This window comes from Pantoea sp. X-Soil-MYKO-1785, assembly GCF_059730675.1.
Genome location: NZ_AP036002.1, coordinates 105830 through 130183, shown reverse-complemented (window position 1 = coordinate 130183; position 24354 = coordinate 105830). Strand labels below are relative to the sequence as shown.

The window sequence follows — 24354 nt, the reverse complement described above, 5'->3', positions numbered from 1 at the left end:
GGAAAGCTGTTCCGGGCCGTTCCCACCATGCTCTAATCTTTAACGCCCGAATACCCTTTCCCGGCGTCCAGCCTGTTGTCCCGACAGCAGCAATGCGATCGCATTGTGACTCTGTGATTATCATTTTCACTGACAACGTCACTTTCATTACTCTTTTCACCTGAGCAATAGCGTTCTCTGGCTGGCGAAATTAGCATTTCCGTGTTAAATCTGCTTTTTATTATCATTTTTAATCTTCTGATAAAGGATTTAACCGATGCTGGTCGGCTTTAAAGCGCTGTCTGAACGTTATGCTATTGAACTGGCGCAACCGCTGCGTGTGGCGTCCTTTATCGGCACTGTACGATCCCGCCACGAGAATCAGGGTCAGATAGAGAACCGCTATCCGCCGAGCTACCGCCCGGAAGACGATGTTGCAGGTCACTTCGCCTTTGGACTCAAATATGAAGAGATCCATCTGGAATTTTTTGCCCGCCTGTTTGCCGCTATCGGCCCCGAACCGCTGGAGAACTGGTGCCGCCGCGAACCTTACGGACAATATGCCCGCCGCGCCGGTTTTTTCTATGAGTGGCTAACCGGCGAGACGCTGGCAGTGCCGGATGTAACCAACGGCGGCTATGTGGATGCGATTTCCCCGAAGGCCTACCTGACCCGCACCAGCCTGAAGCGGTCAAAGCGCTGGCGCATCAATGACAATCTGCCTGGCAGCGTTGATTTCTGTCCGATAGTGCGGCGGACAGCCGCCACCGAACAGGCGCTGGCTTTTGATCTGAAGAGCGCCCTTGCCGAGCTGGATAACGCGTTTGGTGCCGATATCCTGCTGCGTACCGCCAGCTGGCTGACGTTTAAGGAATCCCGCGCCAGCTTTCTGATTGAAAAAGAGGCCAGCCAGGCCGATCGTATTCAGCGATTCGCCCACGTCATTGCGCAATATTGCGGCCAGCTTGACGATCCGCTCAGCGATGCCAGTCTGCACACCCTGCAGCAGGGCATTCTCGGTCACGATGCGCTCGGACTGGGGCTGCGCCGCTCGCCGGTATTTGTCGGCCAGGCGACAATGCGCGAAGACATCGTCCATTACATTGCGCCGCAGTTTAGCGATGTTCCGCGTTTTATGCAGGGCCTGAAAGCCTTTGAGCAGGCTACGCGCGGGGCAGAACCGCTGGCGCGAGCCGGCGTGATCGCTTTTGGTTTTGTCTATATCCATCCGATGCGCGATGGCAATGGCCGCATCCACCGCTTTTTAATCAACGATACGCTGATCCGCGACCACGCCGTGCCGGAGGGCGTTATTCTGCCGGTCTCGGCCACCATCACCAGTTCAATCGATTTCCGCGCCGGCTACGATCGCACGCTGGACGTTTTTTCGAAACGGCTGATGCGCCGCTACGCCGGCAGCTATCGGTTTGCTGAACTGATCACCTATGAAGATGGCACCCTGAGTAACTTCGTTTTCACTGACTACGACGATGCCCGTTTCGCCTGGCGTTATCCCGACCTGACCGAACAGGTGTTGTATACCGCCCGGGTGGTCGAACATACGGTGCGAACTGAAATGGCAGATGAGGCCAGAGTGCTGGTGATTTTTCAGCGGGCACAGGAGCGGTTGAAAGAGGTGATTGAGATGCCCGACCAGGACGCCAGCCGCATCATCCGCTCGCTGAAAGAGAATGGCTGGCAGGTTTCCGGCAAACTGAAAAAGGCCTTCCCGCAGCTTGATGACGCCGAAAAAGCCCAACGGATTGTCGCGGCGGTCAGATCGGCCTTTGAGGAGCCGGTGCGCTAAGCGGCACCGGTCGCACTACCAGGCCATTAACTGACCGGCTGGGCCTGTCGGTTAAGCGTCAGATTCTGTCGCTGGATGCTCTGGAAAATATTGTCCTTCAGCCAGTCGGTAGAGGATTTTTTGCCGCTGCGTTGGTGGGAAAAGATTTTTACCGTAAAAGGCGGCGCGTGGAAGGGCAATCTGAAGACTCTGACCTGCGCGAGCGGGGCAATTTTACCGGCGACAAAGGAGGGGATGGCCATCAGCAATTCACTCTCCGCCACGATGTGCGGCGAACTGAGCATTGACGGGGTTTTGAGGGCGATCCGCCGCGTCAGCCCCAGCCGGGCAAGATGCGTATCCAGCAATCCCTTTTTTTCATTCCACGGCGTCACTACCAGATGGCCGGCGGCCAGATACTCCTCCAGCGTCAGGCTCTGGCGATGGATGTTACCGATCACCACGAATTCATCACTGAATAAATCCACCTCTTCCAGATCCTGATGCCGGACATCATCCGGCTCGCTAAAACTCAACGCCAGGTCAACCTCACCGGCCAGTAATTCGGTCAGTGCCGGATTGTGGGGCAGGTGACAAAGTTCGAAATTAACGCCGGGCGCGCTTTTTTCCAGCGCTTTGATCAGTTCCGGAAAAATACAAAAGGCGGTGTAGTCGGTTACCGCAACCCGAAAAGTTTGGCTGCTGGTTCCGGGATCAAAGGGCTGTACCGGGCTGAGATGCTGATTGAGCACCGCGAGGGAGGCAGCAATCTGCGGTGCCAGCTGGTGGGCAAAGACGCTGGGACACATCTTATGGCCTTCGCGATAGAACAGCGGATCTTTCAGGAATTCACGCAGGCGGGTTAAGGCGTGACTTAACGCAGAAGTACTCATGGAGAGCTCAACCGCAGCCAGCCTGACCGAGCGGTGGCGATAAACGGCATCGAAAACAGGCAGAAGATTGAGATCGAGACGTCTCAGTACATGATGCATGAAATTCACCTGTAATTGATTTTATTGCACTTAATTCATTAAAGAATAGCGATTATCCTTACGGGCATCAAACAGTACTGATCAGAGAATATTTATGAGCGTGATTATTCGCCAGGCCAGCCCGGAAGATACGGATGCCCTCTATAACATGATCAACGGCTTATCCGTATACAGCGAAGCGCCTTTGCAGGCGGTGCCGGACGTTGACGAAATCAGACACGCCCTGTTTGGATCTGACAGCACAGCAGAAGCCTATATTTGTGAAATTGAGGGCGTAATTGCGGGTTACTGCGTCATTTCGATGAGTTTTTCCACCTGGATTGGCCGCCAGAGCCTGAATATGGAAGACCTCTATTTTACGCCCGATTATCGCGGCAGAGGGGCGGGCAAAGCGATGCTTCATTATGTGGCGCAGCTGGCGGTCAGCCGGCATTGCAGCCGGATTGAGTGGAATGTGCTGGACTGGGATAAATCCGCTAAAGATTTTTATCAGAGTATTAACGCGCTTCCGCTGAGCGAATGGGTGCGTTACCGGCTGGATGGCCCAGCGCTGGAAAGATTTGCCTCGCGTGAGCTCAACTGAACCAATTTGTAAAAACCGACCGGTCCGCCCCGTGGCAGGATGACCTCAGCTGCCTCATCCTGAGCGCGGCCAGATGCACATCAGGGTAAAACAGTGCGGCGCTTTTACCCGGTGTTCAGCGCTTCAGCGCGTCAAAGGCGGAAAATGTAATGAAAAAAATATCAGCGTTGCTGGCTTCGGGCTCAGCACGGGCGATCGGTGCGGCAATTGCGGCGGGTGAAATCAGCGCGCTTGAAGCCACTGAATGGTACCTGGATCGTATTGAGCGATTTGATCAGGGTAAAGACGGCATTAACTGCGTCAGAACCGTGTCCCGTCTGGCGCGGGAAGAGGCGAGACGTGCCGATGCCGCGCTGGCTGCCGGCCAGGCGGCAGGACCGCTGCACGGCGTACCTTATCTGATCAAAGATAATGCGTTTACCCTCGACGGCAGCTTTGCCTCGGCAGGTGCCCGTGCGCTGGCTGAGTTTATCCCGCCTTATGAAGCGACGGTTGTGGCGCGTCTTCGCGACGCGGGCGCTGTACTGCTGGGAAAAACTAACCTGACCGAATTTGCCGACTTCGTTGCCGAAACCATGCCCGCTGAGTTTAGCGGGGCGGGCGGCGTGGTCAGACATCCGCTGGGCGGGCGATACGATCGGGGTATGGGCTCCAGCGTCGGGTCCGCCGCGGCGGTGGCAGCCGGTTTTTGTGGGTTTGCTATTGGCTCTGAAACACAAAATTCGATTCAGGCTCCGGCGGTTCACAGTGCGATCGTCGGCTTTAAACCCACGGTGGGCCGCGTCAGTCGTCACGGCTTTATTCCGCTGGTGGCCAGTCAGGATTCGCCCGGTCCGCTGACCCGAACCGTAGATGATGCGCAATTGGTTTATCAGGCGATCTGTGGGGCGGATATGAACGATACCGCCACGCTTGCCGTGTTTCCGGCTGAAACGCAGCGCAATCAACCGCTGCAGGGGCTGCGAATCGGCATCCCGCGCCGCTTTATCGCTGACACGGTGCTGACGCCCGACCGCGAGGCCGTGTTTGACCGCCTGCTGCACGCGCTGGCGCAGGCAGGGGCGGTGATTGTCGATCCCTGCGATCTGCCTGCGGCAGAACAGCTGAATGGCGTACGCTCCTGCGTTTTTCGCGCGGAGTTTCGTGCCGGTCTCAACCGCCTGCTTATGGCACTTAAGCCGTGCGGCATGCGCTCTCTGCAGGACATTATCATGTGGAACAACGCACATCCGCACAGCATTCCTTATGGACAGTCTCTGCTTGAAGCGACAGATGCCGCGCCGGATCTTTGCTCATCAGCCTATATTGACGATCGGCGGCAGGACATTGCCCTCAGTCTGGACGCCGGGATTCTGGCTGCGCTGAACAACGGACCGGCAGATGTGCTGCTGTCGCCGATGTCGGCAGCGGCAAAATGCACCGGGAAAGCGGGCGCACCGGTGGTGGCGATCCCCGCAGGTGCAGATGCGGCAGGCTTGCCGTTCGGCGTTACGGTATACGCCGCACCGGGTCAGGATGCGACGACGCTGCAGGCTGCCAGGGCCATTGAAAGCGTCATCGGCAAACGTCTGATGCCTGCTGTCACTGAGATTGAGTCGCTGAGTCACTGATTAGAAAAAAACCGAACAGCAAAGGGCTACCCGTGGGCAGCCCTTTGCGCAAAACACAGCGATTATTTAGTCAGGCGGGCTGTCATGTGGACCTGATTTCCGCTGTAGGCTTCCGTAATGCTGTAGCCGGCACCCGCCATTTTCGCTCTGGCGGCGATCTGCGCTTCGGCTGCATCAAGCGTGGAGGCAGTGGCTGTCACCGTCTGTGCGAAGCTGACGGTTGAAATCAGTGAGAGGACGATGACTGCAGCGAAATTTTTGACGTTTTTCATGGCGATTTTCCCGGCGTTAACGTTTGTTTGTGAGGCAGCGTGCCTCGATGGAATGAAGAATACGCAGGGAAGGCGGCGATGAACATCCCGAAAATATGCTGAAGTAAATCAAAAAAACTGATGTATCCGGTTGGCCAGCAACGCAGGGTAAGCCAGGCTACCGGTCGGGATAGTTATACCTAAAGATAATAGTCCGAAGAAAAAAAGGTTCTTACAATGACACCAGACCGTTACGCAACCGGAAACCGGCAGGCTTTCGGGCGTTAGTGGATGACTGACCGTCAGGGCGGATCGGGCCGATTCCGCTAACGACTCAGCGATCGTGACCGGTTCTGCCGCCTGGCTGACAGACTGACCCGCCAGACGGACGCGAAACCGGCTGAACCGCCCGCCGTTTTACCCCTGCTGTTCCGCTAAAACCGGCAACACTCCACCGTTCTCAGGTGACAAATCCTGCCAGGGACGTGCCTGACACAGGCCTGAGCTTTATTTAAGGAAAACAGCATGCAGCTGTCGCAGCGTATTGTCGTCATTGATGATGAACGTTCTGTTCGGAGTGGTCTGACCAACCTGCTCCAGTCTGAGGGCTATCTGACCAATGCCTTCGAGTCGGCAGAATCTCTGCTGTGTGATGAAGCCGCGATAGCCAGTGCCGCGCTTTTTATCATTGATGTGCAACTGAAAGGCATGAATGGGTTTGAGCTGTTTATCAACCTGACCCAGCGCATTGAAAATCCGCCGGGAATTATCATTTCCGGCAACGGTGACGACACCATGTTGCGCTATGCCATCAACCTGGGGGCGATTGCCTTTTTGCCAAAGCCGATCGAAATTGATACGTTGTTTGAACATATCCGACAGGAATTCTCCTCAAGGGCTGCCCGCCAATGAGTACTAATCCGCAGGCGTTACATTCAGCAGAAAACGATGAAATCGCACTATCAGAGGATATACTTTTCAGCCCGCTGGCACAGGAGGGCAATATCGACTGGCTGCTGTGCCGGCACGCCACCGCCGGTGACACCTTTGTGCTGGCGACCGCAGGCAATGAAGCGTCGGTCTTTCATGTCACGCAGCTGCTGAAAAATGAATATGCCCTCCGTGACCGGTTAGCGGAAAGCTGGGCGCTGAAACCGCAATGGCACACCCATTACCAGGGGCGTTATGCGCTGATTTATCCCGCTTTTGATTACCGCACCCTGACGGATGTGCTAAGCATGCCGCCTGGCCCCCTCTCTGAGTTTCTCAAATCTGCCGCGAGGCTGTGCACTACGCTGAGCCAGGTTCATCAACAGGGACTGGTGCACGGTGATATCAAACCGGCAAACTTCTTTCTGAGCGATGATCATCGCGTTTATCTCGGCGGCTTCGGGCTCTCCTCGCTGCATAATCCGCTGCCCGAGCAGCAGCGACTGCCGGTAACGGGCGGCACTCTTGCCTATATGTCGCCCGAACACACCTCCCGTTCAGCCCATCAGGTGAGTCACGTCAGTGATTTGTACAGTCTGGGCATTGTGCTTTATGAGCTGCTGACCGGCAGGCTGCCCTATGGCAGCATTGAGGGCGGCCACGCGGAATGGGTGCACCATCACATCGCCTCTGAAGCATTGCCGCCTCATTTGTTGCGCCCTGAAGTGCCGGTGATCCTCTCCTCCATCATCCTGAGGCTGCTGGCCAAATCGCCAGAGTACCGTTATCAGACCGCCGATGGGCTGCTGGCCGATCTTCGTCGCTGTGCGGCCACGCTACAGCCGGATGGAACAATTGAGCCCTTTACGCTGGGACTGCAGGATTTACCTGCCGCCAGTCTGTCAGCCGATTCGCTGTGTAGCGATCATCCGCAGGCCAATGAGATCATGGCGGCATTTGATGAGGTCAGCAACAGCGGCAAACACAGCCTGGTGACCATCAGTGGTGCTGCCGGTGCCGGGAAATCCTCGCTGATCGCCTCAGCGCTTAAACTGCTGCGCAGCCGGAAAACCTTACTCACCCTGGTGAAAGTCGAACAGCATGCGCCGGTGTTACCCTATACGGTTTTCACCGCCGCCTTCAGGACGCTGACTCTGCACGTGCTGGGCCTGCCTGCTGAAGAGATGGTCCGCTGGAAAACGCATATTTCACGATTGCTGGGTGCCTACGCCGGACTGGCGGTGAACCTGGTGCCAGAACTGGGAATATTGCTTAATCAGAAAGCGGCGGTTTTACCGCACTCGCATACGCTGGATGCGAAAAATCGCTTTAATCTGGTTGCATGTAGCCTGGTAAAAGCGTTTACCGCCCAGGGGCGGCCGCTGGTCATCCTTATTGATGATGGCCACTGGGCCGATCAGGCAACGCTGCTGCTGTTGCAAAATCTGCTGAGTCAGGGAGAGGATATCCCGCTGCTGCTGGTGATCGCGCACCGGGATATCACTTCGTTACCCTGCCCGCTTATCGCGGGTAATCTGAACCAGCTCTGCGCAAGCACCCCGCGCATCATGGCGATCACGCCCGAGCCGCTGTCGGAAAAAAGTATTGCGGGCTGGCTGGCGGGGCAGTTTCATACCCGCAGTTCAGCGACGGCTGAACTGGCACAGGTCATCCACGAAAAAACTGGCGGTAATCCGCTTGCTACCCATGACTTCTTCCGCCAGGCGGTGCAGCAGGGGTTAATCACCCACCATGCGCCGTTCAGATGGACCTACGATGCAGAGGCGCTGAAAAACAGCCACTACACCGCCAACGTCGCGGCCAGCGTGCTGTTGCACCTCGCCTCGCTACCGCTGACGGCCCGGCATATGCTGGGTAGGCTGGCTTTGCTGGGCAGTGCCGGTGAGCTGCCGGTCCTGAGCCAGATTCTGGCCGTCTCCGCTGCGGAGATCGAGGCGATCCTGCTGCCGGCGGTGACGGCCAGACTGGTCAGCCGCAATGAGGAGGGCTATGCCTTTATGCATGACAGCGTGCATGCGGCGGCGCTTAATCTTCTGCCGGATGCAGACAAAGATGCTTTCCATTGCGCTGCTGCCAGCTATTACATGCATCAATCGCAGCACGACATCACTAATGCGGTACTGTTCCGGGCGGCGCATCACCTGCTGGCGGTTAAAAAAATTACGCTTCTGCGGCATCAGACCGGGCCGTTCTGCCAGCTGTTGCTCAACGCCAGCCGGCGGGCAAAAACCAGTGGTGATTACCTCTCGGCGCTGCGCTATTTGCAGACCGCCCGCTTACTGCACAACGACGCCGATGATGCCGGAAGCAGCGAATTTCTGCTGGAAGAGGCGGAATGCGAATTTCTTAACGGCAATCTGCCCGCCGCACTGACCTTAAGCTCCCGGGTCCAGTCTTCACCCGGCGACGCCGCCGATAAAGCCGGTGCGGCCTGCCTGATTGCTGAAATTCATATGCGTCAGTCGGACAGCAAGCTGGCGCTGGAGACCGCGCTCGCCTGGCTGGCGGTGTTTGGCATTCATTTGAACCGTCATCCGGACCAGACGGAGTGCGATGCGGCCAGAGTGAAGCTGAAGGAGGCGGTGGGTAAAAATCCCTATGCCCGTTTCCGTTCGCTGGCCCGGGTCGACTGTAAAAATACCGAAGCGGTGATGAATCTGCTGGCCAGCGCCAGTACCTTTGCCGCGTTCATCAATCCGCGACTGCACTTTATGATCCTGTGCCAGCTGCTGCATCTGACAATGGAGCGTGGGCTAAGTGGCGCCTCGACGCTGGCGCTGGCGTGGTATGGCGTGGTGTGCGGCGACCAGTATGATGAGTACAGCCGTGGCTTTGCCAGTACGCTACTGGCGCGCGAGCTGGTCTATAAGCATGACTTTGTCAGCTTTAAGGCCCGGACGCTGCTGCCGCTCGATCAGGTCAGTATCTGGACGATGCCGCTGACCTATGCCATCGAGCGGGCGAAGGCCACCTTTGACGTGGGGGTTGAAACCGGCGACCGGACGTCAGCGTGTCTGGCACTGCGGCACATCGTCATGAATTACCTGGCGCGCGGCGATCATCTTGATGGTGTACACACCTCAATTGCGCGAGGCATGCAGTTTGTCAGAAAGGCACAATACCGCGACGTGGAAGTGATCCTCGGGATGCAGCTGGACTACGTCCTTTTCCTGCGCAAGCCGCGCAGCACTATCTTCACCGGTGATGATTTTCAGCCGCCGGTGCTGGCGGTGGTTAAACCTGAACAGGCGGTTGAACCTATCTACCTGATGCAGTTCTGGTCCCGGCTTTATAAAGCGATGGCCCACTTCTTTGCCAGTGAGTATGCGGCGGCAGAGGCATGGTTTAAGCAGGCCGAACCGTTCACCGCACGTATACCGGGGCATGTGCATATGCTCGATTATCATCTCTACAGCGCGCTTTCGCTGACCGTGCCGCTTAAAAGCGGGGCGATGACGGATAAGTTACGACTGCAGCTGAAGCAGCACCTCGACAGGATCGTGACCTGGTCAAACGAAAACAGCAAAACGTTCGCCGATAAAGAGGCGCTGCTGCGCGCCGAGTGGCTTCGTCTGGAAGGGAAAACCGCACCGGCGTTTGAGCAATTTGAACAGGCGATCGTGCTGTCACGCGAAGGGCAGTTTCATCATATTAACGGGCTGACCTGCGAACTGGCTGCACGGATGGCCTATGCCAGTAATATGACGTTTGCTGGCGATGCCTACATCAAAGGGGCCATCGCCGCCTGGGATCGCTGGGGAGCCGGGGCTAAGGTTCGCCAGCTGGAGATGCAGCATCCGGCGCTGGCCAGCCAGGCAACGCAGACCGCGCTGAGTACCGTTCCGTTTGAGCAGAGTGCGGTGATCGGCGATTTACAAAGTATGGTGACGGTGATGCGAGCGCTGACAGAAGAGATTAATCTGGACCGGCTTATTCACGTGTTGATGATGATGCTGGTGGAGCGTGCCGGTGCCCAGCACTGCATGCTGATTCGACTGGTCGACGGCAATATCCCGGAAATCCAGGCAAGGGCTTCGACCACCGTCGACGGCGTTAAGGTCAAAATTGTTCGTGAGTTGCCGGTCGCCACCGATCTGCCGCTGTCGGTGCTCTCTGCGGTGATCCGTACCGGGCAGGAGATCCGTACCGGTAAGCCAGAGGTGTTCAGCCCCTTCAGTCAGGATAACTATCTGGTTGCCTCCGGCGCGGCGGTGATGTGTGTCCCGATGTTCAGACAGGCGCAGATGGTGGGCGTACTTTATCTGGAAAACCGCCTGATGCCAGACGTGTTTACCGCCGATCACTCGCGGATCGTTTCAATGCTGGGGGCGCAGGCTGCGGTCTCACTTGAGACGGCTCGTTTGTACGCCGAGCTGGTTGATGAGAATATTCAACGCCGCAAAATTGAGAAGCAGCTGCGCGCCAGCCAGACTTCTTTAATGCTCGGCGAGAAAATCAGTCATACCGGCACCTGGCACTGGCATCTTGAACCCGACATTCAGTACATCTCCGATGAATATAAACGCATTATGGGACTGCCACAGCAGCAGGCGACGACCTCGATGGTTGAGTTTCAGAGTCGCGTTCATCCGGATGACATTCTGTGTCTGAGGGAGCTGATCGAAACCAGCGTGCGGGAAGGGACGGTGATGCAGGCTGAGTTTCGTATCATTCGTGATGACGGTGAATGCCGTTACATCAAAGGCATTGGCGAGCCCAATGAAAACTGGCCGGAGGTGGCAGAATATTTTGGTACGCTCACCGATATTACCGCTCAGCGCCAGTCGGAAGATGCGGTGCGCATCGCTCAGGCGGAACTGGCCCGCGTTGCGCGGGCAACCACCGTCGGCCAGCTGACCTCTTCGATTGCCCATGAGATTAATCAGCCACTGATGTCAATCGTGGCCAATGCCGGTGCCAGCCAGCGCTGGCTTAAACGTGACCCGGCGAATCTTGACAATGCCAGTCACAGCCTTGATGAGATCATCCGGGAAGGCCGCCGGGCTGGCGACATTATTCGCGGACTGCAGGCGCTGACGCGTAATCAGGTTGCTGAATTTGCGCCGGCAAAAATGCACCAGATTACCCGCGATATTATCGTTCTGTCGCGTCTGGAGCTGGAACGTCGGTTTGTCTCACTGGAGCTGGATCTGGCGGCAGAAAACGACGATGTTTTCTGTGAGAGCGTTCAGATACAACAGGTGTTGCTCAACCTGGTGATCAATGCGATTGAAGCGATGGCTGACAACATCGGTGCGCGCCATTTACGCATCGCCTCTTCACATCCTTCCGCTAAGGTGATTCGCATTGAGGTTGCTGATAACGGCGCGGGTCTGTCTGAAGCGGTGATTGGAAAAATATTCGATTCGTTTTACACCACTAAAGCGGAAGGGATGGGCATGGGACTGACCATCAGTAATGAGATTATTAAGCGTCACGGCGGTGAGCTACGCGCAGAAAACCGTCCGCAGGGCGGGAGCCTGTTCTGGTTCACTCTGCCATTAGAAGGAAAAGAGACGACCGCCTGAGTGCGGACCCACTGTGTTGAGCGCAGAACCGGGCAGGGCGAGCGGACAGGCTGACGGGCCGCGTCCGCCCGCCGGTTTATCATTGTCACTATCCCGCCGGCCTGGCGTATTTCTTCATAATCAGCAAAAACAGGCCAACAACGATCAGCACAACGCAGGTTTTCAGCATATTCACGGTAATTATCTCTTTTAATAGTCGGCTGTCAGGCGGCAGAATTATTTATCCACACAGCAGTCGTGTTAGTCGTGCAGGCGAGGAAACGGTTTAAGTTTTCACTTATATTGTTTAACGCGTATTTTCGCGGTGATATTCAGCAAGCCGATAACCGCTGTCATTGAGATGCATGTTATGCGTTCAGGACCCGGTTTAAAATAGAGAGATTATGCTGAAGTAAATCAGTTAATTTGAACATCCTGAGATGCGTATTCTGTGGCGGCGTCACACTGTCCGGGCGAACGGCAGGAAACAGATTAAGCGTTTTAGCTATTATCCATTGGTATACCTATCCCTTTGTATAACTTCTCTTTTCCCCCGTTCGCGTCTGATAATCCTTTGTCTCCCCTTGCGGAAATTTATTGCCCTGACATCAAGCAATCAGCGGCGACGTGAACCTGTCTGACGAGGCCGGCTAGCGGTCTTATCAGGCTATGAGGAATGAATGAAAGCGAATTATCTGGCGCTAATGTCGTCTTTTTTTTTAACCCTGCCAGTGTCCGCCGCTGAAATTTATAATAACCACGGGAATAAGATTGACCTGTATGGTCTGGTTTCCGGGCTGCGTTATATAAGTGGTGACAAAAGCCAGGATGGCGATCAGTCTTATATGCGAATAGGTTTTAAAGGACAAAGCCAGATCGCTGAGCAGATCACTGGCTATGGCCAGTGGCAGGGTCAGTTCAACACTAACCAGTCAGAAAGTGACAGCAACAGTCTGTTCACCCGCCTCGGTTTTGCCGGTATTAAGATCGGTCGCTACGGGTCATTTGATTATGGCCGCAATGTCGGCGTGTTGTATGACGCGCTGAGCCAGACCGACATGCAGCCCGAGTTTGATGCGCAAACCTATAACACCGATCAGTTTATGTTTCGGCGAGGAAACAGCCTGGCCACTTATCGCAACACCGATTTCTTTGGCCTGGTGAACGGTCTGGATTTTGCCCTGCAGTATCAGGGGAAAAATAGCGGCACGGGTGAACCGGGTACACGGGATGTGTTGCGTCAGAATGGTGAGGGATACGGCGTCTCTGCCGCTTATTCCTTTGGCGCAGGTTTTAAAGCGGTGGGAGCGTTAACCCGTTCCGGTCGTACCGCTGCCCAGAACAGTGACGCCGGGATTATGGGGGAGGGCGACAAAGCGGAAGCTTACTCTGCGTCGCTTAAATATGACGCCCACAACCTCTATCTGGCGGTGATGTATACGCAGGCATTCAATGCCTCGCGGTTTGGCAGCAGCAGTGCAACCGGGATTTATGGCTACGCTAACCGGTCAGATATCATCGAACTGTTTGCACAATATACCTTTGATACCGGCTGGGTTCCTTTTATCGCCTATAGCCAGTCCCGGGCAAAAGACCTTGGCGCGGCAGGTAATGGCCGCGTCTACGGTAGTCAGGATTTGGTGAAGTTCATCGACTTTGGCGGCTCCTGCCTGTTTAACCGCAATATGCTGGCGTACGTCGATTACAAACTCAACCTGATTGATAACAGCGAATTTTCTCAACAGGCCGGCGTATCCACCGATGATATTCTGGCCGTCGGCCTGGTTTATCAGTTCTGATTGTGCCGTTGTTTACTGAATAATGAGGATCACCATGAATACTGCCCTGAAGTTTGTCACGCTAACCTGCAGCCTGCGCGCCGGCTCATTTAATGCCGCCATTGCAGCCGCGCTACCGCAACTGGCACCTGAAGGTGTCACTTTTGAGCCGTTAGGATCGCCAGGTTTATTCCCGCATTACAGCCAGGACACCGAAGCAGCAGGATTTCCAACTGAAGTGCTGGCGATGGCTGAGGCAATTTACAAAGCCGACGGGCTGATTATCATCACACCGGAATACAACCATTCGATTCCGGGCGTGCTCAAAAATGCCCTCGACTGGCTGTCCCGGGTATCACCTCAGCCGATCGCCGGTAAGCCGGTACTGATTCAGTCTGCTTCGCCCGGCAAGCTGGGTGGGGTAAGGGCGCAACTGCATTTGCGACAGATCCTCGGCTACTTCGATGCCCGTATCCTCAACAAGCCGGAGGCTATCATTGGTGAAGTCAGTGATAAGGTTACAGACGGTATCCTGACCGATCAATCTACCCGTCAATTCCTGTCACGCCAGCTGGTGGCTTTCAGAGATTTTGCAGGTAAATAAGCGCGGCATTCTTTAAGCGCAGCTCCGACGTATTGCTGTACAAAACAGGTGCTGCGGAAGGCATTTAAAGGGGGCAGTGACGGGCAGCCAGAATCTGGCTTATGGCATGGCCGGCGTGAAATTTATATACCGCTTCAGCAACCCGCAAAACCAGAAAAGGCCGCCTGACGGCAGCCCTTTCTGGCAAATCCTTTTGCGACCATGATTATTTAATCAGTCGCGCGGTCATATGGACCTGATTACCGCTGTAAGCCTCGGTAATACTGTAATCCGCACCGGCCATTTTTGCCCGGGCCGCAATTTGTGCTTCCGCACCATCCAGCGTGGAGGCTGTCGCGGTTACGGTCTGCGCAAAACTTGCTGATGAGATAAAGGTCAGTACAGCGACAACAACGAATTTTTTGAAGTTTTTCATGGTCAGTTCCTGAAGTTGAGTTTTAGTTTGTGAGGCGTTGTGCCTCGATGGAATGAATAATAGAGAACAGGCCTGATAATGAAAATCGGTATTTATTGCTTTACTTAATCAAAAAATATGAATGATGATTTTGCGGCAGAAAGTTTTAAACAGAGGCGGTTTTTTTAGTATGCGTGGCCGCATCTTTTGAGAGCGGCGGATTAGTGGTGCCGTCGGAGTGAGGGCATGTTTTATCTGGCGGTAACTGCTGCTAAGGCCTGGCTGAACGGATGCTGCTGTCTGGAAAGAAGAATGGAAATGCCAGCGATTTAAATGCGAAAAATGTGATTATTGCTAAATAATGTCGAGAGTAGCTATAACATTTCCCTGCCGTATTGACGGTATTTTATGACTCCATCACTCCTCTGGCTTGGCCCCCTGCGAGCAAAGATAATTGTGTTTCATTTATCAGCGGTTACGCGATGAAACAGTATGTCCGTAAACGCTAAAAATAACCCGAATGGCTTCCTGCGGGAGTAGCGGGTCTTTTCACCATCCATACCGACGGTTTTCTGCCTGTGGTAACATACGTCGGTTATTTTTCAGAGCCGGAACGGATGAAGAAGAAAAACCGCACACCAACTCCTCACGATGCCACGTTCCGGCAGTTTCTGACCCACCCGGATGTCGCCCGTGATTTCATGGAACTCCACCTGCCCGCTGAGCTGCGTGCTATCTGTGACTTAAGTACGCTGAAGCTGGAATCCGGTTCGTTCGTCGAGGATGATCTCCGCCAGTATTTCAGTGACGTGCTCTACAGCCTGAAAACCACAGCCGGTGAGGGTTACGTACACGTGCTCATCGAGCACCAGTCCTCACCCGATAAGCACATGGCCTTTCGCCTGATCCGCTATGCGGTGGCTGCCATGCAGCGGCACCTTGAGGCGGGCCATAAAAAGTTACCACTGGTGATCCCGGTGCTGTTTTACACAGGTAAACGCAGTCCGTATCCGTACTCCACACGATGGCTGGATGAGTTTGACGATCCGGAACTGGCAGGCAGACTTTATAGCCAGGCTTTTCCGCTGGTTGATGTTACCGTCATTCCGGATGATGAAATCACAGGCCATCGCAGTATGGCTGCCCTGACCCTGCTGCAGAAGCACATTCATCAGCGCGATCTGGCCGAACTGGTGGACAGGCTGGCGCCCATTCTGCTGGCCGGATATCTGTCTTCATCCCAGGTGATATCGCTGGTACACTATATTGTACAGGCAGGCGAAACAGCTGATGCCGGGGCCTTTGTACGCGAACTGGCACAGCGTGTGCCGCAACACGGAGACGCACTTATGACCATCGCACAGCAGCTTGAGCAGAAGGGTATCGAGAAGGGTATCGAGAAGGGTATCGAGAAGGGTATCGAGCAAGGTATCCAGCAAGGTATCCAGCTGGGTGAACAGCGCGGCATCGAAAAAGGCCGGAACGAAGGCAAACTCGAAGTTGCGCGTACCATGCTGCAGAACGGCATCGATCAGAGCACCGTCATGAAAATGACAGGCCTGACGGAAGATGAACTGGCACAAATCCGTCACTGACTCATTGGTTAGTTTTTCCGGCCGCACTACCCGGCCCTCAGCCTCACAGTCCCCCTTTCTATGATATCCTGGCCCTCCTGCGCCTTCAGTAATCTCAGGGACTTCAGCAGCATTTAATCGGGAATAAGACCCCATTAATGTCTTACCAGTAGCTTCCTATGTGTATACGGAACAGTCCGTGCCCCCGCAGTCTGGAATCACTGACTGGTGGTGGCAGGCCATTCCCTGTCAGTATCAATGGCGACTTACCTGTAACATGTCCGGCCAATTAAGTAAGGATTAGTTTGTATTAAATCTGTCAGAGATAGCGCAGTTGACAGGTTTAAAGCCTGTAATCGGCCAGATTGTAAGGCACTGGCAGCGCGCAGGAAGCCCTGCGATGCTGCGTAACGGCATAAGGTCGCTAACGGTTGTACAAATCCCTTCAGAGCTGAATGACGGCCATTTTGCCGAATTGATATTTGCAGTCCGCCGCTGAGTATGTAGCCAGCGCGCAATCTCATCCAGAGAGCCGGTTTAACTCTTACACCCTGCTGCTAATTCCACTCCTGTCGCAAGCGTTAAGCAGGATAACTCTGCCGTTTTGCATATTACTCTTGCCTCTATTAACGAGTGTGGATTCATTATGAAGGACAGAGCGCCAGTAATTATATTCGTCCCGACTCACCAACCGAAATGTAAGTAAGATATCTATATTTTACTCATGCTCACAGCATTTTAAAAATCAGGCTAAGATGAGAAATAAACATTCATTTTATAAGGTGCGCATGCATAAATGCATAAATCCATGGAAAACAAAAAAAGAAAAGTTAATAAAAAAACAAAAAACATAAAATTGACTACAATGCGTAAATTTTTAATGTACTTCCTCGTGATATTTGCTATTTATTATCGCGGTAACAACAACAAGGAAGATGCGTGCATGATAGTTTTTATAGATAAAAAAGACAGAAGCATTATATTTCACGGAAAGTGTATTTCACTGAGCAAGAAGGAGTTCCTTCTTTTTGAATTGTTAGTAAAAAACAAAAAAATAATGCAGGTTGATAATGAAACCGTTGTTTCATGTGTGTGGGGGAATAGATGCAAAGGGATCGCAGCGCATAACATCTCACAACTCATATATCTGGTAAGGAGGAAAATGAAAGAAATAAAAATACCAATGACTATAAGCTATTCGAAAAGAGAGGGTGTTTACACCAAAATGAACCGCAAAGTTGTTTTTTTTAATTGCAGAGGTGTTTTAATCAAGGCAATAATAAAGTCGGTGATTTATAACACAGAGCAAATAGAGTGATAAATATTTATTTTTTTATTGAGGGTTATCTCCCTGTCAGGTAATTTTAAGTTGCATTAATACTGCTCACCCTTAACGAGGAGGTAGGCTTTGCAATTCGACTTACAAATAATAAACTGGCTTATGGTTTTATTAACGTCTTTCTTAGGAGGGTTAACTAAATACTTAAATGGCTACAAAAGAAGAACGCTAACTTCAGAATCTTCTCGATTCTTTGCTGACATGTCGTTGTCTCTATTCTCTGGCATGTTGATAGGTGCGTTATGTTTTTATCTGCAAACTGATATATACAGGGCGATGTTTTTATGCGGGACAATGTCTTTTTTCAGCAGCAAAGTCATAGCTGCCGGATATTCATAATATTTTGAATAAGGGTTTATAATGAACGTAACAGGTAAAAATTCTTTCCCAATAGGTAATTATCATACTGATTTTATTAACTGGTCCAAAGAAACCTCAGGTAAAGCCGTTCTTACGTGCGCACCTAAAAATTCTTCAGAATTAGTGGCGGTCATTAATTGGGCAAAGATGAACAAGTGCCGCGTTCGGCCGCTAGGAAATCAACACAATTGGTCAAGGTTAACCATCGATAATGGTGATAAAAATGAAGATGTTGTGTTCATCGATATGGCTAAACACCTTAACTCTTTAACTATCACGAAACAGGGAGATCACGGGTACGTTACTGCTCAAACCGGCATCAAAATGGAGGCGTTAGCTACAGCCCTTGAGAAAAAGAAACTGGGTTTTTACGCCATGCCCGCGCCCGGTGATCTCTCACTGGGAGGTGTACTCGCTATCGGAGGGCATGGTACATGTATACCCGCATTGAATGAAGCATTAACGGACGGCGGCAGCTGGGGATCGGTCAGCAACAGCATTACTGAATTAAAAGCTATTGTATGGGATGAAAACAGCCAACTTTATGTGATAAAGGAGTTCAAGCGAGAGAATGCAGAAACATCTGCTTTTCTGGTCCACGTAGGGCGTGCGTTCATTCTCGAAGTTACGCTGCAGGTACCACGTAACAAGCGTCTCAGATGTCAGAGCTTTATGAACATAACGGCCCAGGAGCTTTTTAGCAAGGATGAGAGTACTCCGCGAAATTTCAGCTACTATTTAAATAAAGCAGGCCGGGCAGAAATCATCTGGTTTCCTTTTACGACAAAGCCGTGGTTGAAAGTCTGGACTAACTCGCCGACATACAACACCATATCCAAGCCAGTACATTCCCCATTCAATTATCCTTTTTCTCATACAATTCCGGTTCAAATATCTGACCTGGTGAAAAAAATAGCTAATGGTTTTCCAGAGCTGACGCCGACTTTAGGTGCCACGATGCTAACCCTGGTAAATACAGGGTTAGGGGCGACTATCAGTGGTGATTTATGGGGATGGAGTAAAGATTTACTGATGTATGTAAAACCTGATACTCTTCGCGTTACTGCAAATGGATATGCCATTATAACCAGGCGTTCTAATATCCAAAAAGTGCTTAATGAATTCATGATCAGGTATGAAATGATGGTTAATGAATATAAAGCAGTAAACTCGTACCCAATGAATGGTCCGATTGAAGTGCGTGTTACTGGTTTAGATTTTCCAACAGATACTAACGTTCCAGGTGCATTACCGCCTGCGTTATCAGCAGCCCGGCCTGTTGATTCACACCCGGAATGGGATGTCGCTATATGGCTGGATATTTTAACTCTGCCTGACACCCCGGATGCTTTAAAGTTTTATAGTGAAATGGAAGAATGGATTTTTAGTCATTATGCCGGTGATTATGCAATGGCCAGAGTAGAATGGAGTAAAGGCTGGGGTTACACTTCATCAGGAGCCTGGGAAAATGAAAAGGTTTTAAAAGAGCGTATTCCTGATAGCTTTACTGCGGGTTTAAATAAGGATAGTGGATGGGAATTTGCAGTCAAAACTTTAGAAAAATACGATCCTCATCATATCTACTTTTCTCCATTAATTGACAAGATTTTTAGTAGTTAACTTCATGTCAGGGCATACAGACACTCACGCCGGAGTCTGTATGCCCTGTGATAAATCAAACTATACTATGCACCCCATTCATTATTAAAGTGATAGTCAATTCTTTCTGCATCGCCGCCAAGAAGTGCACCGATCCCTGCTATTGCCGAAAAAATCCCATAGCCAATAGAATCAGCGGCGTAATGTATACTACCAAGACCAATAGCATCAAAAAATCTACCTACTGATGACACCAGGTTTGTATTTAAAACATCATTAATAATTTTAACTGCATCTATAATGGTTTCACCAAGAAAAGAAAATAAAAACGCACCAGAGACATTTTCGATCTCATTTGTAGTAAGTTCTCGCACAATCAAATCCTTTTATATTGAATTAATAGACATTTTTTAAAATACATCACAGCTTTAACTGCAGGCTTACTTTTATACGTGGGGAAAATATATACAATACCAAATGCATTTATAATTTAATAAAGGTGACATTTATCACATGATTATAATTTCCTGATTCATCAAAGCGTTATCTCTGATGTCTTTTGAGAGGCTCGGGTTTCAATTATGTAAAAATATCGTTAATAATTTAAGGTGCAGTGTGCAATACAGATTATCCCATAACGAAAACGCTCTGTGCCTTGACCATTGCCCTATATGGAACTTAATAGCTTCTCCGGTGAGAATATTCCAGCTTAGTCCGACCTGAAATCTGTTACATCACGTTCTGAATAGTTAAATCAGGTGCGCAAAACATAGATTATGTTAAATATCATTGAAAGAAGCTATAGCGATTCCCCTACGGTACAGCCGGCAGTTTCTGACCCACCCGGATGTCGCCCGTGATTTCATGGAACTCCATCTGCCCGCAGAGCTGCGTGCTATCTGTGACTTAAGTACGCTGAAGCTGGAATCCGGTTCGTTCGTCGAGGATGATCTCCGCCAGTATTTCAGTGACGTGCTCTACAGCCTGAAAACCACAGCCGGTGAGGGTTATGTTCGCGTGCTTATCGAGCACCAGTCCTCACCCGATAAGCACATGGCCTTTCGCCTGATCCGCTATGCGGTGGCTGCAATGCAGCGGCACCTTGAGGCGGGCCATAAAAAGTTACCACTGGTGATCCCGGTGCTGTTTTACACAGGTAAACGCAGTCCGTATCCGCACTCAACACGATGGCTGGATGAGTTTGACGATCCGGAACTGGCAGGCAGACTTTATAGCCAGGCTTTTCCGCTGATTGATGTTACCGTCATTCCGGATGATGAAATCGCGGACCATCGCAGTATGGCTGCCCTGACCCTGCTGCAGAAGCACATTCATCAGCGCGATCTGGCCGAACTGGTGGACAGGCTGGCGCCCATTCTGCTGGCCGGATATCTGTCTTCATCCCAGGTGATATCGCTGGTATTGTACAGGCAGGCGAAACAGCTGATGCCGGGGCCTTTGTACGCGAACTGGCACAGCGTGTGCCGCAACACGGAGACGCACATATGACCATCGCACAGCAGCTTGAGCAGAAGGGCATCGAGAAGGGTATCGAGCAAGGTATCCAGCTGGGTGAACAGCGCGGCATCGAAAAAGGCCGAAACGAAGGCAAACTCGAAGTTGCGCGTACCATGCTGCAGAACGGCATCGATCAGAGCACCGTCATGAAAATGACAGGCCTGACGGAAGATGAACTGGCACAAATCCGTCACTGACTCATTGGTTAGTTTTTCCGGCCGCACTACCCGGCCGTCAGCCTCAGCCTCACTGTAACCTTTCGGTGATATCCTGGCCCTTCTGCGCCTTCAGTAATCTCATGGACTTCAGCAGCATTTAATCGGAAATGAGACCGACATCACGCCTTATCGGTAGCTTCCCTGTGTGCACGTAACTGATAACGTTTGTGGGCACGCGACTGAGCAAATCCTGCCTGTTAAAACCCGGTTAGCTAACAGCCTCCCTTCCCTCATCAGGATACCGGCGGCTGGCAAGTGATTGCCCTTGATGACAAGGCCAAAGCGCCAGAACTGCCAAAACTCAACGTTATGATCGCCGCTGTTTAAACGCCAGAGGAGTGATTTTAGTCCTCGTACCAAAGCGCATTACCCTTGACGATCGCTATGCGTTAACTCAGTCACAATTTTTTAACTTCACGCTTTCATCCCTTGACTGTTGACCGCTCTGTCGTAAAACTTGCAAAAAGTAAAACGTTTTACTTTTGGACTCAGGCGTCGCGGTATATATGCATTTTCCGTGATATTTCCGGGGGTTATAACTCTACTGGGATACATCATGAAACACGTAGAAGAGTACGATAATTCACTGGTCGGCATTGATGTGATGCCGGATCATCCTCAGCCAGAAATATCATCACTGGCCAGTGGCGCGATCAAAAAAGCCCGGATGCGCTTAATGCCGCTGATCCTGATGATGTATCTGCTGGCGTTTATTGATCGTTCTAATATCGGCATGGCGGCATTAACCATGAACCAGTCTTTAGGGTTAACGCCTGAGCATTTTGGCTTCGCTGTCGGCATTTTCTCTTTTGGCTACATCCTGTTTGAAATTCCCAGCAATGTTCTGCTGGAACGTTATGGTGCACGCTTCTGGTTAGCCAGGATCATGATCACCTGGGGTGTGATTTCGATGGCGATGGCGTTCGCACAAGGTGTGGTGAGTCTCAGTATCCTGCGGTTTTTATTAGGTGTAGCCGAAGCAGGTCTGGCGCCAGGTATTGTTTTTTATCTCACCACATGGTTTCCCAAAAAAGAGCTGGCCAGGGTTTTCTCCATTTACTATTTAGGTGTTCCGCTGGCCGCTATTATTGCCAATCCTTTATCAGGATATATTCTCGACAATTTCCATGATGTGGGTGGGCTGGAAAGCTGGCAGTGGCTGTTTTTAATTGAAGGATGTCCGCCGGTAATTTTGTCAGTCATCGTTTTTCTTTACCTCACGGATAAACCGGCTAAAGCTTCCTGGCTTAAGCCCGAGGAACGTCAGGCCTATCAGGAGCTGATGGAAAAAGAGCAGCAGGCAACATTAGCGGTGGGCCACTCTGGTTTGAAAGCGATGTTCAAAGACCGGCGGGTATGGATCTTAGGCCTGGCTTACTTCTTTACGGTCATTGGCTTAACCGGTCTCGGTTTCTGGATGCCGCAGTTTATTAAACGCTTCGACTATTCAGACACGGTGGTAGGACTGCTTGGCACTATTCCCTATATCGTGGGTGCCGTGGTGATGTGCTGGTGGTCAAATCATTCTGACAAAACCAACGAGCGCACCTGGCATTTCATTCTGCCTTCGCTGCTGTTTTCTGTCGGTTTCGTGGTCGCAGCTATCAGCGATTCTCCCGTCATATCCATGCTGGGATTGACGCTTTCGACTGTTGGTATGCTGGCATGTGTACCGACGTTTTATACTCTGCCCGCCTCCTTCCTTACCAGCCAGGGTTCTGCGGGTGGCCTGGCGCTCATCAACTCTATCGGGAATGTTGGCGGTTTCTTTGGCCCTTTCCTGGTGGGTCTCACTATTTCTCTTACCGGTAAATCACAAAACGGCCTCTATCTGTTATCGATTCTGGTGCTGTTCTCGCCGCTACTGATTTATCTCCTGAGTAAAAGTCGCCGTCAGGTCGCTGGCTGGCGTTAAATCCCACGCATCAAACCCTGTCAAGGAGTAGAAAATGAACTTAGCAGCACTGTTAGCTGAGCGTGCCTGTGCCGTGAAATCAGGTGCAGCACAACCGATCCGGGTTGGCATCATTGGCGCAGGTAAATTTGGGTCGATGGTTCTTGCCCAACTGCGCCATCTGGACGGTTTACAGGTGGTCGCCATTGCCGATCTTGACGTGAGTAAAGCCCGTGCAGCTCTGGCGCGCGTGGGCTGGCCTGAATCTCAGTATCAGGCACAAACTATCGAGGCTGCGTTACGCGAAGGTTCAACCTGTGTGGTTGAGGATGCGGAAAAACTGTTCCGCTGCGAGCAGATCGATTGCATTGTTGAAGCCACTGGACATCCGCTGGCGGGAACGCGTCATGCACTCCATGCGGTTGAACATGGCAAGCATGTGGTGATGGTAAACGTTGAGGCCGATGTGCTGTGTGGCCCGTTAATCGCTGAGCGTGCGCGTCAAAATGGTGTGATTTACAGCATGGCGTACGGCGATCAACCCGCCATTATTTGTGAGCTGGTGGATTGGGCCAAAGCCTGTGGATTTGAAATTGTTGCGGCCGGCAAAGGCATGAACTTTGAACCACGCTATCGCTATTCTACTCCGGATACAGTTTGGGGATTTTTCGGCTGGAGCGAAGAAGAAGTGGCGGCCGGAGACTTTAATCCAAAGATGTACAATTCCTTCACCGACGGCACCAAAGCGGCAATTGAAATGGCGGCGGTGGCCAACGCTACCGGACTGGATTGTCCTGATAACGGACTGGCCTTCCCTCCAGCCGGTGTGCATGACCTGGCGCGGGTCTTCTCACCTGAGTCTGACGGTGGGCGACTGAGCCGTAGCGGTCTGGTGGATATTGCTGCCAGCCAGGAGCCAGATGGCAGGGAGGTACTGAACAACATTCGCTATGGCGTATTTGTCACCTTTAAAGCCCGGGATGAATACAGCCGCGCCTGTTTTAAACAGTACGGACTGTTGACCGATCCCAGTGGCTGGTATGCCTCTATGTGGCGCCCTTTCCATCTCATTGGCCTTGAAACCAGCATCAGTATTCTCTCTGCGGTGCTGCGTAATGAAGCCACCGGTTCGGCTTTAAGCTTCCGGGGTGATGCTGTCGCAACGGCTAAACGAGACCTCAAAGCGGGCGAAATGTTGGATGGCGAAGGTGGGTTTACCGTCTGGGCCAATGCTCTGCCTGCTAACATCAGCGTGGCGCAGGATCTGTTACCTATGGGATTAGCGCATCACGTTCGTCTGGTGAAAGATGTCGCCAAAGACAAAGCGGTGCGTTTTTCAGATGTTCAGTTTGATAACAATCTGGATATCGTCGAGTTGCGCAAGCAGATGGTCAGTCTGGCAGGATTATAAACAGTG

The 24354-nt window shown here is 52.0% G+C and carries 17 protein-coding genes and 1 pseudogene; 14 read left to right on the top strand and 4 right to left on the bottom strand.

The window, feature by feature from the left end; genetic code table 11:
- Positions 1 to 256 precede the first annotated feature (256 nt).
- Entirely contained in the window at positions 257 to 1786 is a 1530-nt protein-coding gene (locus AC6I8D_RS23775) for a Fic family protein (protein WP_497821105.1), read from the top strand.
- 26 nt (positions 1787 to 1812) lie between these two features.
- Here the strand turns inward: AC6I8D_RS23775 and AC6I8D_RS23770 are convergent, their stop codons facing one another.
- The gene (locus AC6I8D_RS23770) at positions 1813 to 2757 is read right to left on the bottom strand and encodes a LysR family transcriptional regulator (protein ID WP_312056181.1); all 945 of its coding nucleotides are present in this window, start codon (positions 2755 to 2757) and stop codon (positions 1813 to 1815) included.
- Positions 2758 to 2851: 94 nt separating this feature from the next.
- On the opposite strand from AC6I8D_RS23770, the gene AC6I8D_RS23765 reads away from it, so the two are divergent.
- Together AC6I8D_RS23765 and AC6I8D_RS23760 are read left to right on the top strand one after the other, a co-directional pair.
- Positions 2852 to 3340 carry a GNAT family N-acetyltransferase gene (locus AC6I8D_RS23765; protein WP_312056179.1) on the top strand — a complete coding sequence of 163 codons (489 nt, stop codon included), beginning with the start codon at positions 2852 to 2854 and terminating at the stop codon, positions 3338 to 3340.
- Positions 3341 to 3489: 149 nt separating this feature from the next.
- Positions 3490 to 4950 (top strand): amidase family protein, encoded by a 1461-nt coding sequence (locus tag AC6I8D_RS23760; RefSeq protein ID WP_497821104.1) that lies wholly within the window; start codon positions 3490 to 3492, stop codon positions 4948 to 4950.
- A 62-nt stretch (positions 4951 to 5012) separates the two neighbouring features.
- Here the strand turns inward: AC6I8D_RS23760 and AC6I8D_RS23755 are convergent, their stop codons facing one another.
- On the bottom strand, positions 5013 to 5222 hold the full coding sequence (locus AC6I8D_RS23755) for a YdgH/BhsA/McbA-like domain containing protein (RefSeq protein WP_497821103.1): 210 nt from the start codon (positions 5220 to 5222) through the stop codon (positions 5013 to 5015).
- A 504-nt stretch (positions 5223 to 5726) separates the two neighbouring features.
- On the opposite strand from AC6I8D_RS23755, the gene AC6I8D_RS23750 reads away from it, so the two are divergent.
- From AC6I8D_RS23750 to AC6I8D_RS23735, 4 genes are all read left to right on the top strand, one after another.
- Complete coding sequence (locus tag AC6I8D_RS23750; protein ID WP_312760124.1) at positions 5727 to 6113, top strand: response regulator; 387 nt, start codon at positions 5727 to 5729, stop codon at positions 6111 to 6113.
- Positions 6110 to 11680 (top strand): ATP-binding sensor histidine kinase, encoded by a 5571-nt coding sequence (locus AC6I8D_RS23745; RefSeq protein ID WP_497821102.1) that lies wholly within the window; start codon positions 6110 to 6112, stop codon positions 11678 to 11680. The genes AC6I8D_RS23750 and AC6I8D_RS23745 overlap by 4 nt, the downstream gene beginning before the upstream one ends.
- 659 nt (positions 11681 to 12339) lie before the next feature.
- Positions 12340 to 13458, top strand: coding sequence for a porin (locus tag AC6I8D_RS23740; RefSeq protein ID WP_312760127.1), 1119 nt, complete (start codon positions 12340 to 12342; stop codon positions 13456 to 13458).
- A gap of 34 nt (positions 13459 to 13492) precedes the next feature.
- Positions 13493 to 14041 carry an NADPH-dependent FMN reductase gene (locus AC6I8D_RS23735; RefSeq protein ID WP_312760129.1) on the top strand — a complete coding sequence of 183 codons (549 nt, stop codon included), beginning with the start codon at positions 13493 to 13495 and terminating at the stop codon, positions 14039 to 14041.
- A gap of 205 nt (positions 14042 to 14246) precedes the next feature.
- On the opposite strand, the gene AC6I8D_RS23730 is transcribed toward AC6I8D_RS23735, so the two are convergent.
- On the bottom strand, positions 14247 to 14456 hold the full coding sequence (locus AC6I8D_RS23730) for a YdgH/BhsA/McbA family protein (protein ID WP_312056173.1): 210 nt from the start codon (positions 14454 to 14456) through the stop codon (positions 14247 to 14249).
- A gap of 596 nt (positions 14457 to 15052) precedes the next feature.
- Between AC6I8D_RS23730 and AC6I8D_RS23725 the strand changes: the two genes are divergently transcribed.
- From AC6I8D_RS23725 to AC6I8D_RS23710, 4 genes are all read left to right on the top strand, one after another.
- Complete coding sequence (locus tag AC6I8D_RS23725) at positions 15053 to 16030, top strand: Rpn family recombination-promoting nuclease/putative transposase (RefSeq protein ID WP_497821101.1); 978 nt, start codon at positions 15053 to 15055, stop codon at positions 16028 to 16030.
- Positions 16031 to 16805: 775 nt separating this feature from the next.
- Entirely contained in the window at positions 16806 to 17327 is a 522-nt protein-coding gene (locus tag AC6I8D_RS23720) for a winged helix-turn-helix domain-containing protein (protein ID WP_312759922.1), read from the top strand.
- Positions 17328 to 17450: 123 nt separating this feature from the next.
- Positions 17451 to 17687: a phage holin family protein gene (locus tag AC6I8D_RS23715; protein ID WP_409519818.1), complete on the top strand. Its 237-nt coding sequence runs from the start codon at positions 17451 to 17453 to the stop codon at positions 17685 to 17687.
- A gap of 21 nt (positions 17688 to 17708) precedes the next feature.
- A complete protein-coding gene (locus AC6I8D_RS23710) occupies positions 17709 to 19328 on the top strand; it encodes a cholesterol oxidase substrate-binding domain-containing protein (RefSeq protein ID WP_312759924.1) in 1620 nt (539 codons plus the stop codon).
- A gap of 65 nt (positions 19329 to 19393) precedes the next feature.
- Here AC6I8D_RS23710 and AC6I8D_RS23705 read toward each other — a convergent pair whose 3' ends face one another.
- Positions 19394 to 19681 (bottom strand): hypothetical protein, encoded by a 288-nt coding sequence (locus AC6I8D_RS23705; RefSeq protein ID WP_312759926.1) that lies wholly within the window; start codon positions 19679 to 19681, stop codon positions 19394 to 19396.
- 409 nt (positions 19682 to 20090) lie between these two features.
- Between AC6I8D_RS23705 and AC6I8D_RS23700 the strand changes: the two are divergent.
- From AC6I8D_RS23700 to AC6I8D_RS23690, 3 genes and pseudogenes are all read left to right on the top strand, one after another.
- Positions 20091 to 21022, top strand: a pseudogene (locus AC6I8D_RS23700) (Rpn family recombination-promoting nuclease/putative transposase).
- 478 nt (positions 21023 to 21500) lie between these two features.
- The gene (locus AC6I8D_RS23695) at positions 21501 to 22958 is read left to right on the top strand and encodes an MFS transporter (RefSeq protein ID WP_312759928.1); all 1458 of its coding nucleotides are present in this window, start codon (positions 21501 to 21503) and stop codon (positions 22956 to 22958) included.
- A gap of 34 nt (positions 22959 to 22992) precedes the next feature.
- Positions 22993 to 24348 (top strand): NAD(P)H-dependent oxidoreductase, encoded by a 1356-nt coding sequence (locus tag AC6I8D_RS23690; protein ID WP_031377937.1) that lies wholly within the window; start codon positions 22993 to 22995, stop codon positions 24346 to 24348.
- Positions 24349 to 24354 lie beyond the last annotated feature (6 nt).

Bases quoted from the DNA above. Each gene is read 5' to 3' on its own strand.
- AC6I8D_RS23760 (WP_497821104.1), top strand. From the start codon at position 3,490: ATGAAAAAAATATCAGCGTTGCTGGCTTCGGGCTCAGCACGGGCGATC.
- AC6I8D_RS23755 (WP_497821103.1), bottom strand. From the start codon at position 5,222: ATGAAAAACGTCAAAAATTTCGCTGCAGTCATCGTCCTCTCACTGATT.
- AC6I8D_RS23730 (WP_312056173.1), bottom strand. From the start codon at position 14,456: ATGAAAAACTTCAAAAAATTCGTTGTTGTCGCTGTACTGACCTTTATC.
- AC6I8D_RS23765 (WP_312056179.1), top strand. From the start codon at position 2,852: ATGAGCGTGATTATTCGCCAGGCCAGCCCGGAAGATACGGATGCCCTC.
- AC6I8D_RS23690 (WP_031377937.1), top strand. From the start codon at position 22,993: ATGAACTTAGCAGCACTGTTAGCTGAGCGTGCCTGTGCCGTGAAATCA.
- AC6I8D_RS23770 (WP_312056181.1), bottom strand. From the start codon at position 2,757: ATGCATCATGTACTGAGACGTCTCGATCTCAATCTTCTGCCTGTTTTC.
- AC6I8D_RS23710 (WP_312759924.1), top strand. From the start codon at position 17,709: ATGAACGTAACAGGTAAAAATTCTTTCCCAATAGGTAATTATCATACT.
- AC6I8D_RS23745 (WP_497821102.1), top strand. From the start codon at position 6,110: ATGAGTACTAATCCGCAGGCGTTACATTCAGCAGAAAACGATGAAATC.
- AC6I8D_RS23715 (WP_409519818.1), top strand. From the start codon at position 17,451: ATGGTTTTATTAACGTCTTTCTTAGGAGGGTTAACTAAATACTTAAAT.
- AC6I8D_RS23775 (WP_497821105.1), top strand. From the start codon at position 257: ATGCTGGTCGGCTTTAAAGCGCTGTCTGAACGTTATGCTATTGAACTG.
- AC6I8D_RS23750 (WP_312760124.1), top strand. From the start codon at position 5,727: ATGCAGCTGTCGCAGCGTATTGTCGTCATTGATGATGAACGTTCTGTT.
- AC6I8D_RS23740 (WP_312760127.1), top strand. From the start codon at position 12,340: ATGAAAGCGAATTATCTGGCGCTAATGTCGTCTTTTTTTTTAACCCTG.
- AC6I8D_RS23725 (WP_497821101.1), top strand. From the start codon at position 15,053: ATGAAGAAGAAAAACCGCACACCAACTCCTCACGATGCCACGTTCCGG.
- AC6I8D_RS23720 (WP_312759922.1), top strand. From the start codon at position 16,806: ATGCATAAATCCATGGAAAACAAAAAAAGAAAAGTTAATAAAAAAACA.
- AC6I8D_RS23735 (WP_312760129.1), top strand. From the start codon at position 13,493: ATGAATACTGCCCTGAAGTTTGTCACGCTAACCTGCAGCCTGCGCGCC.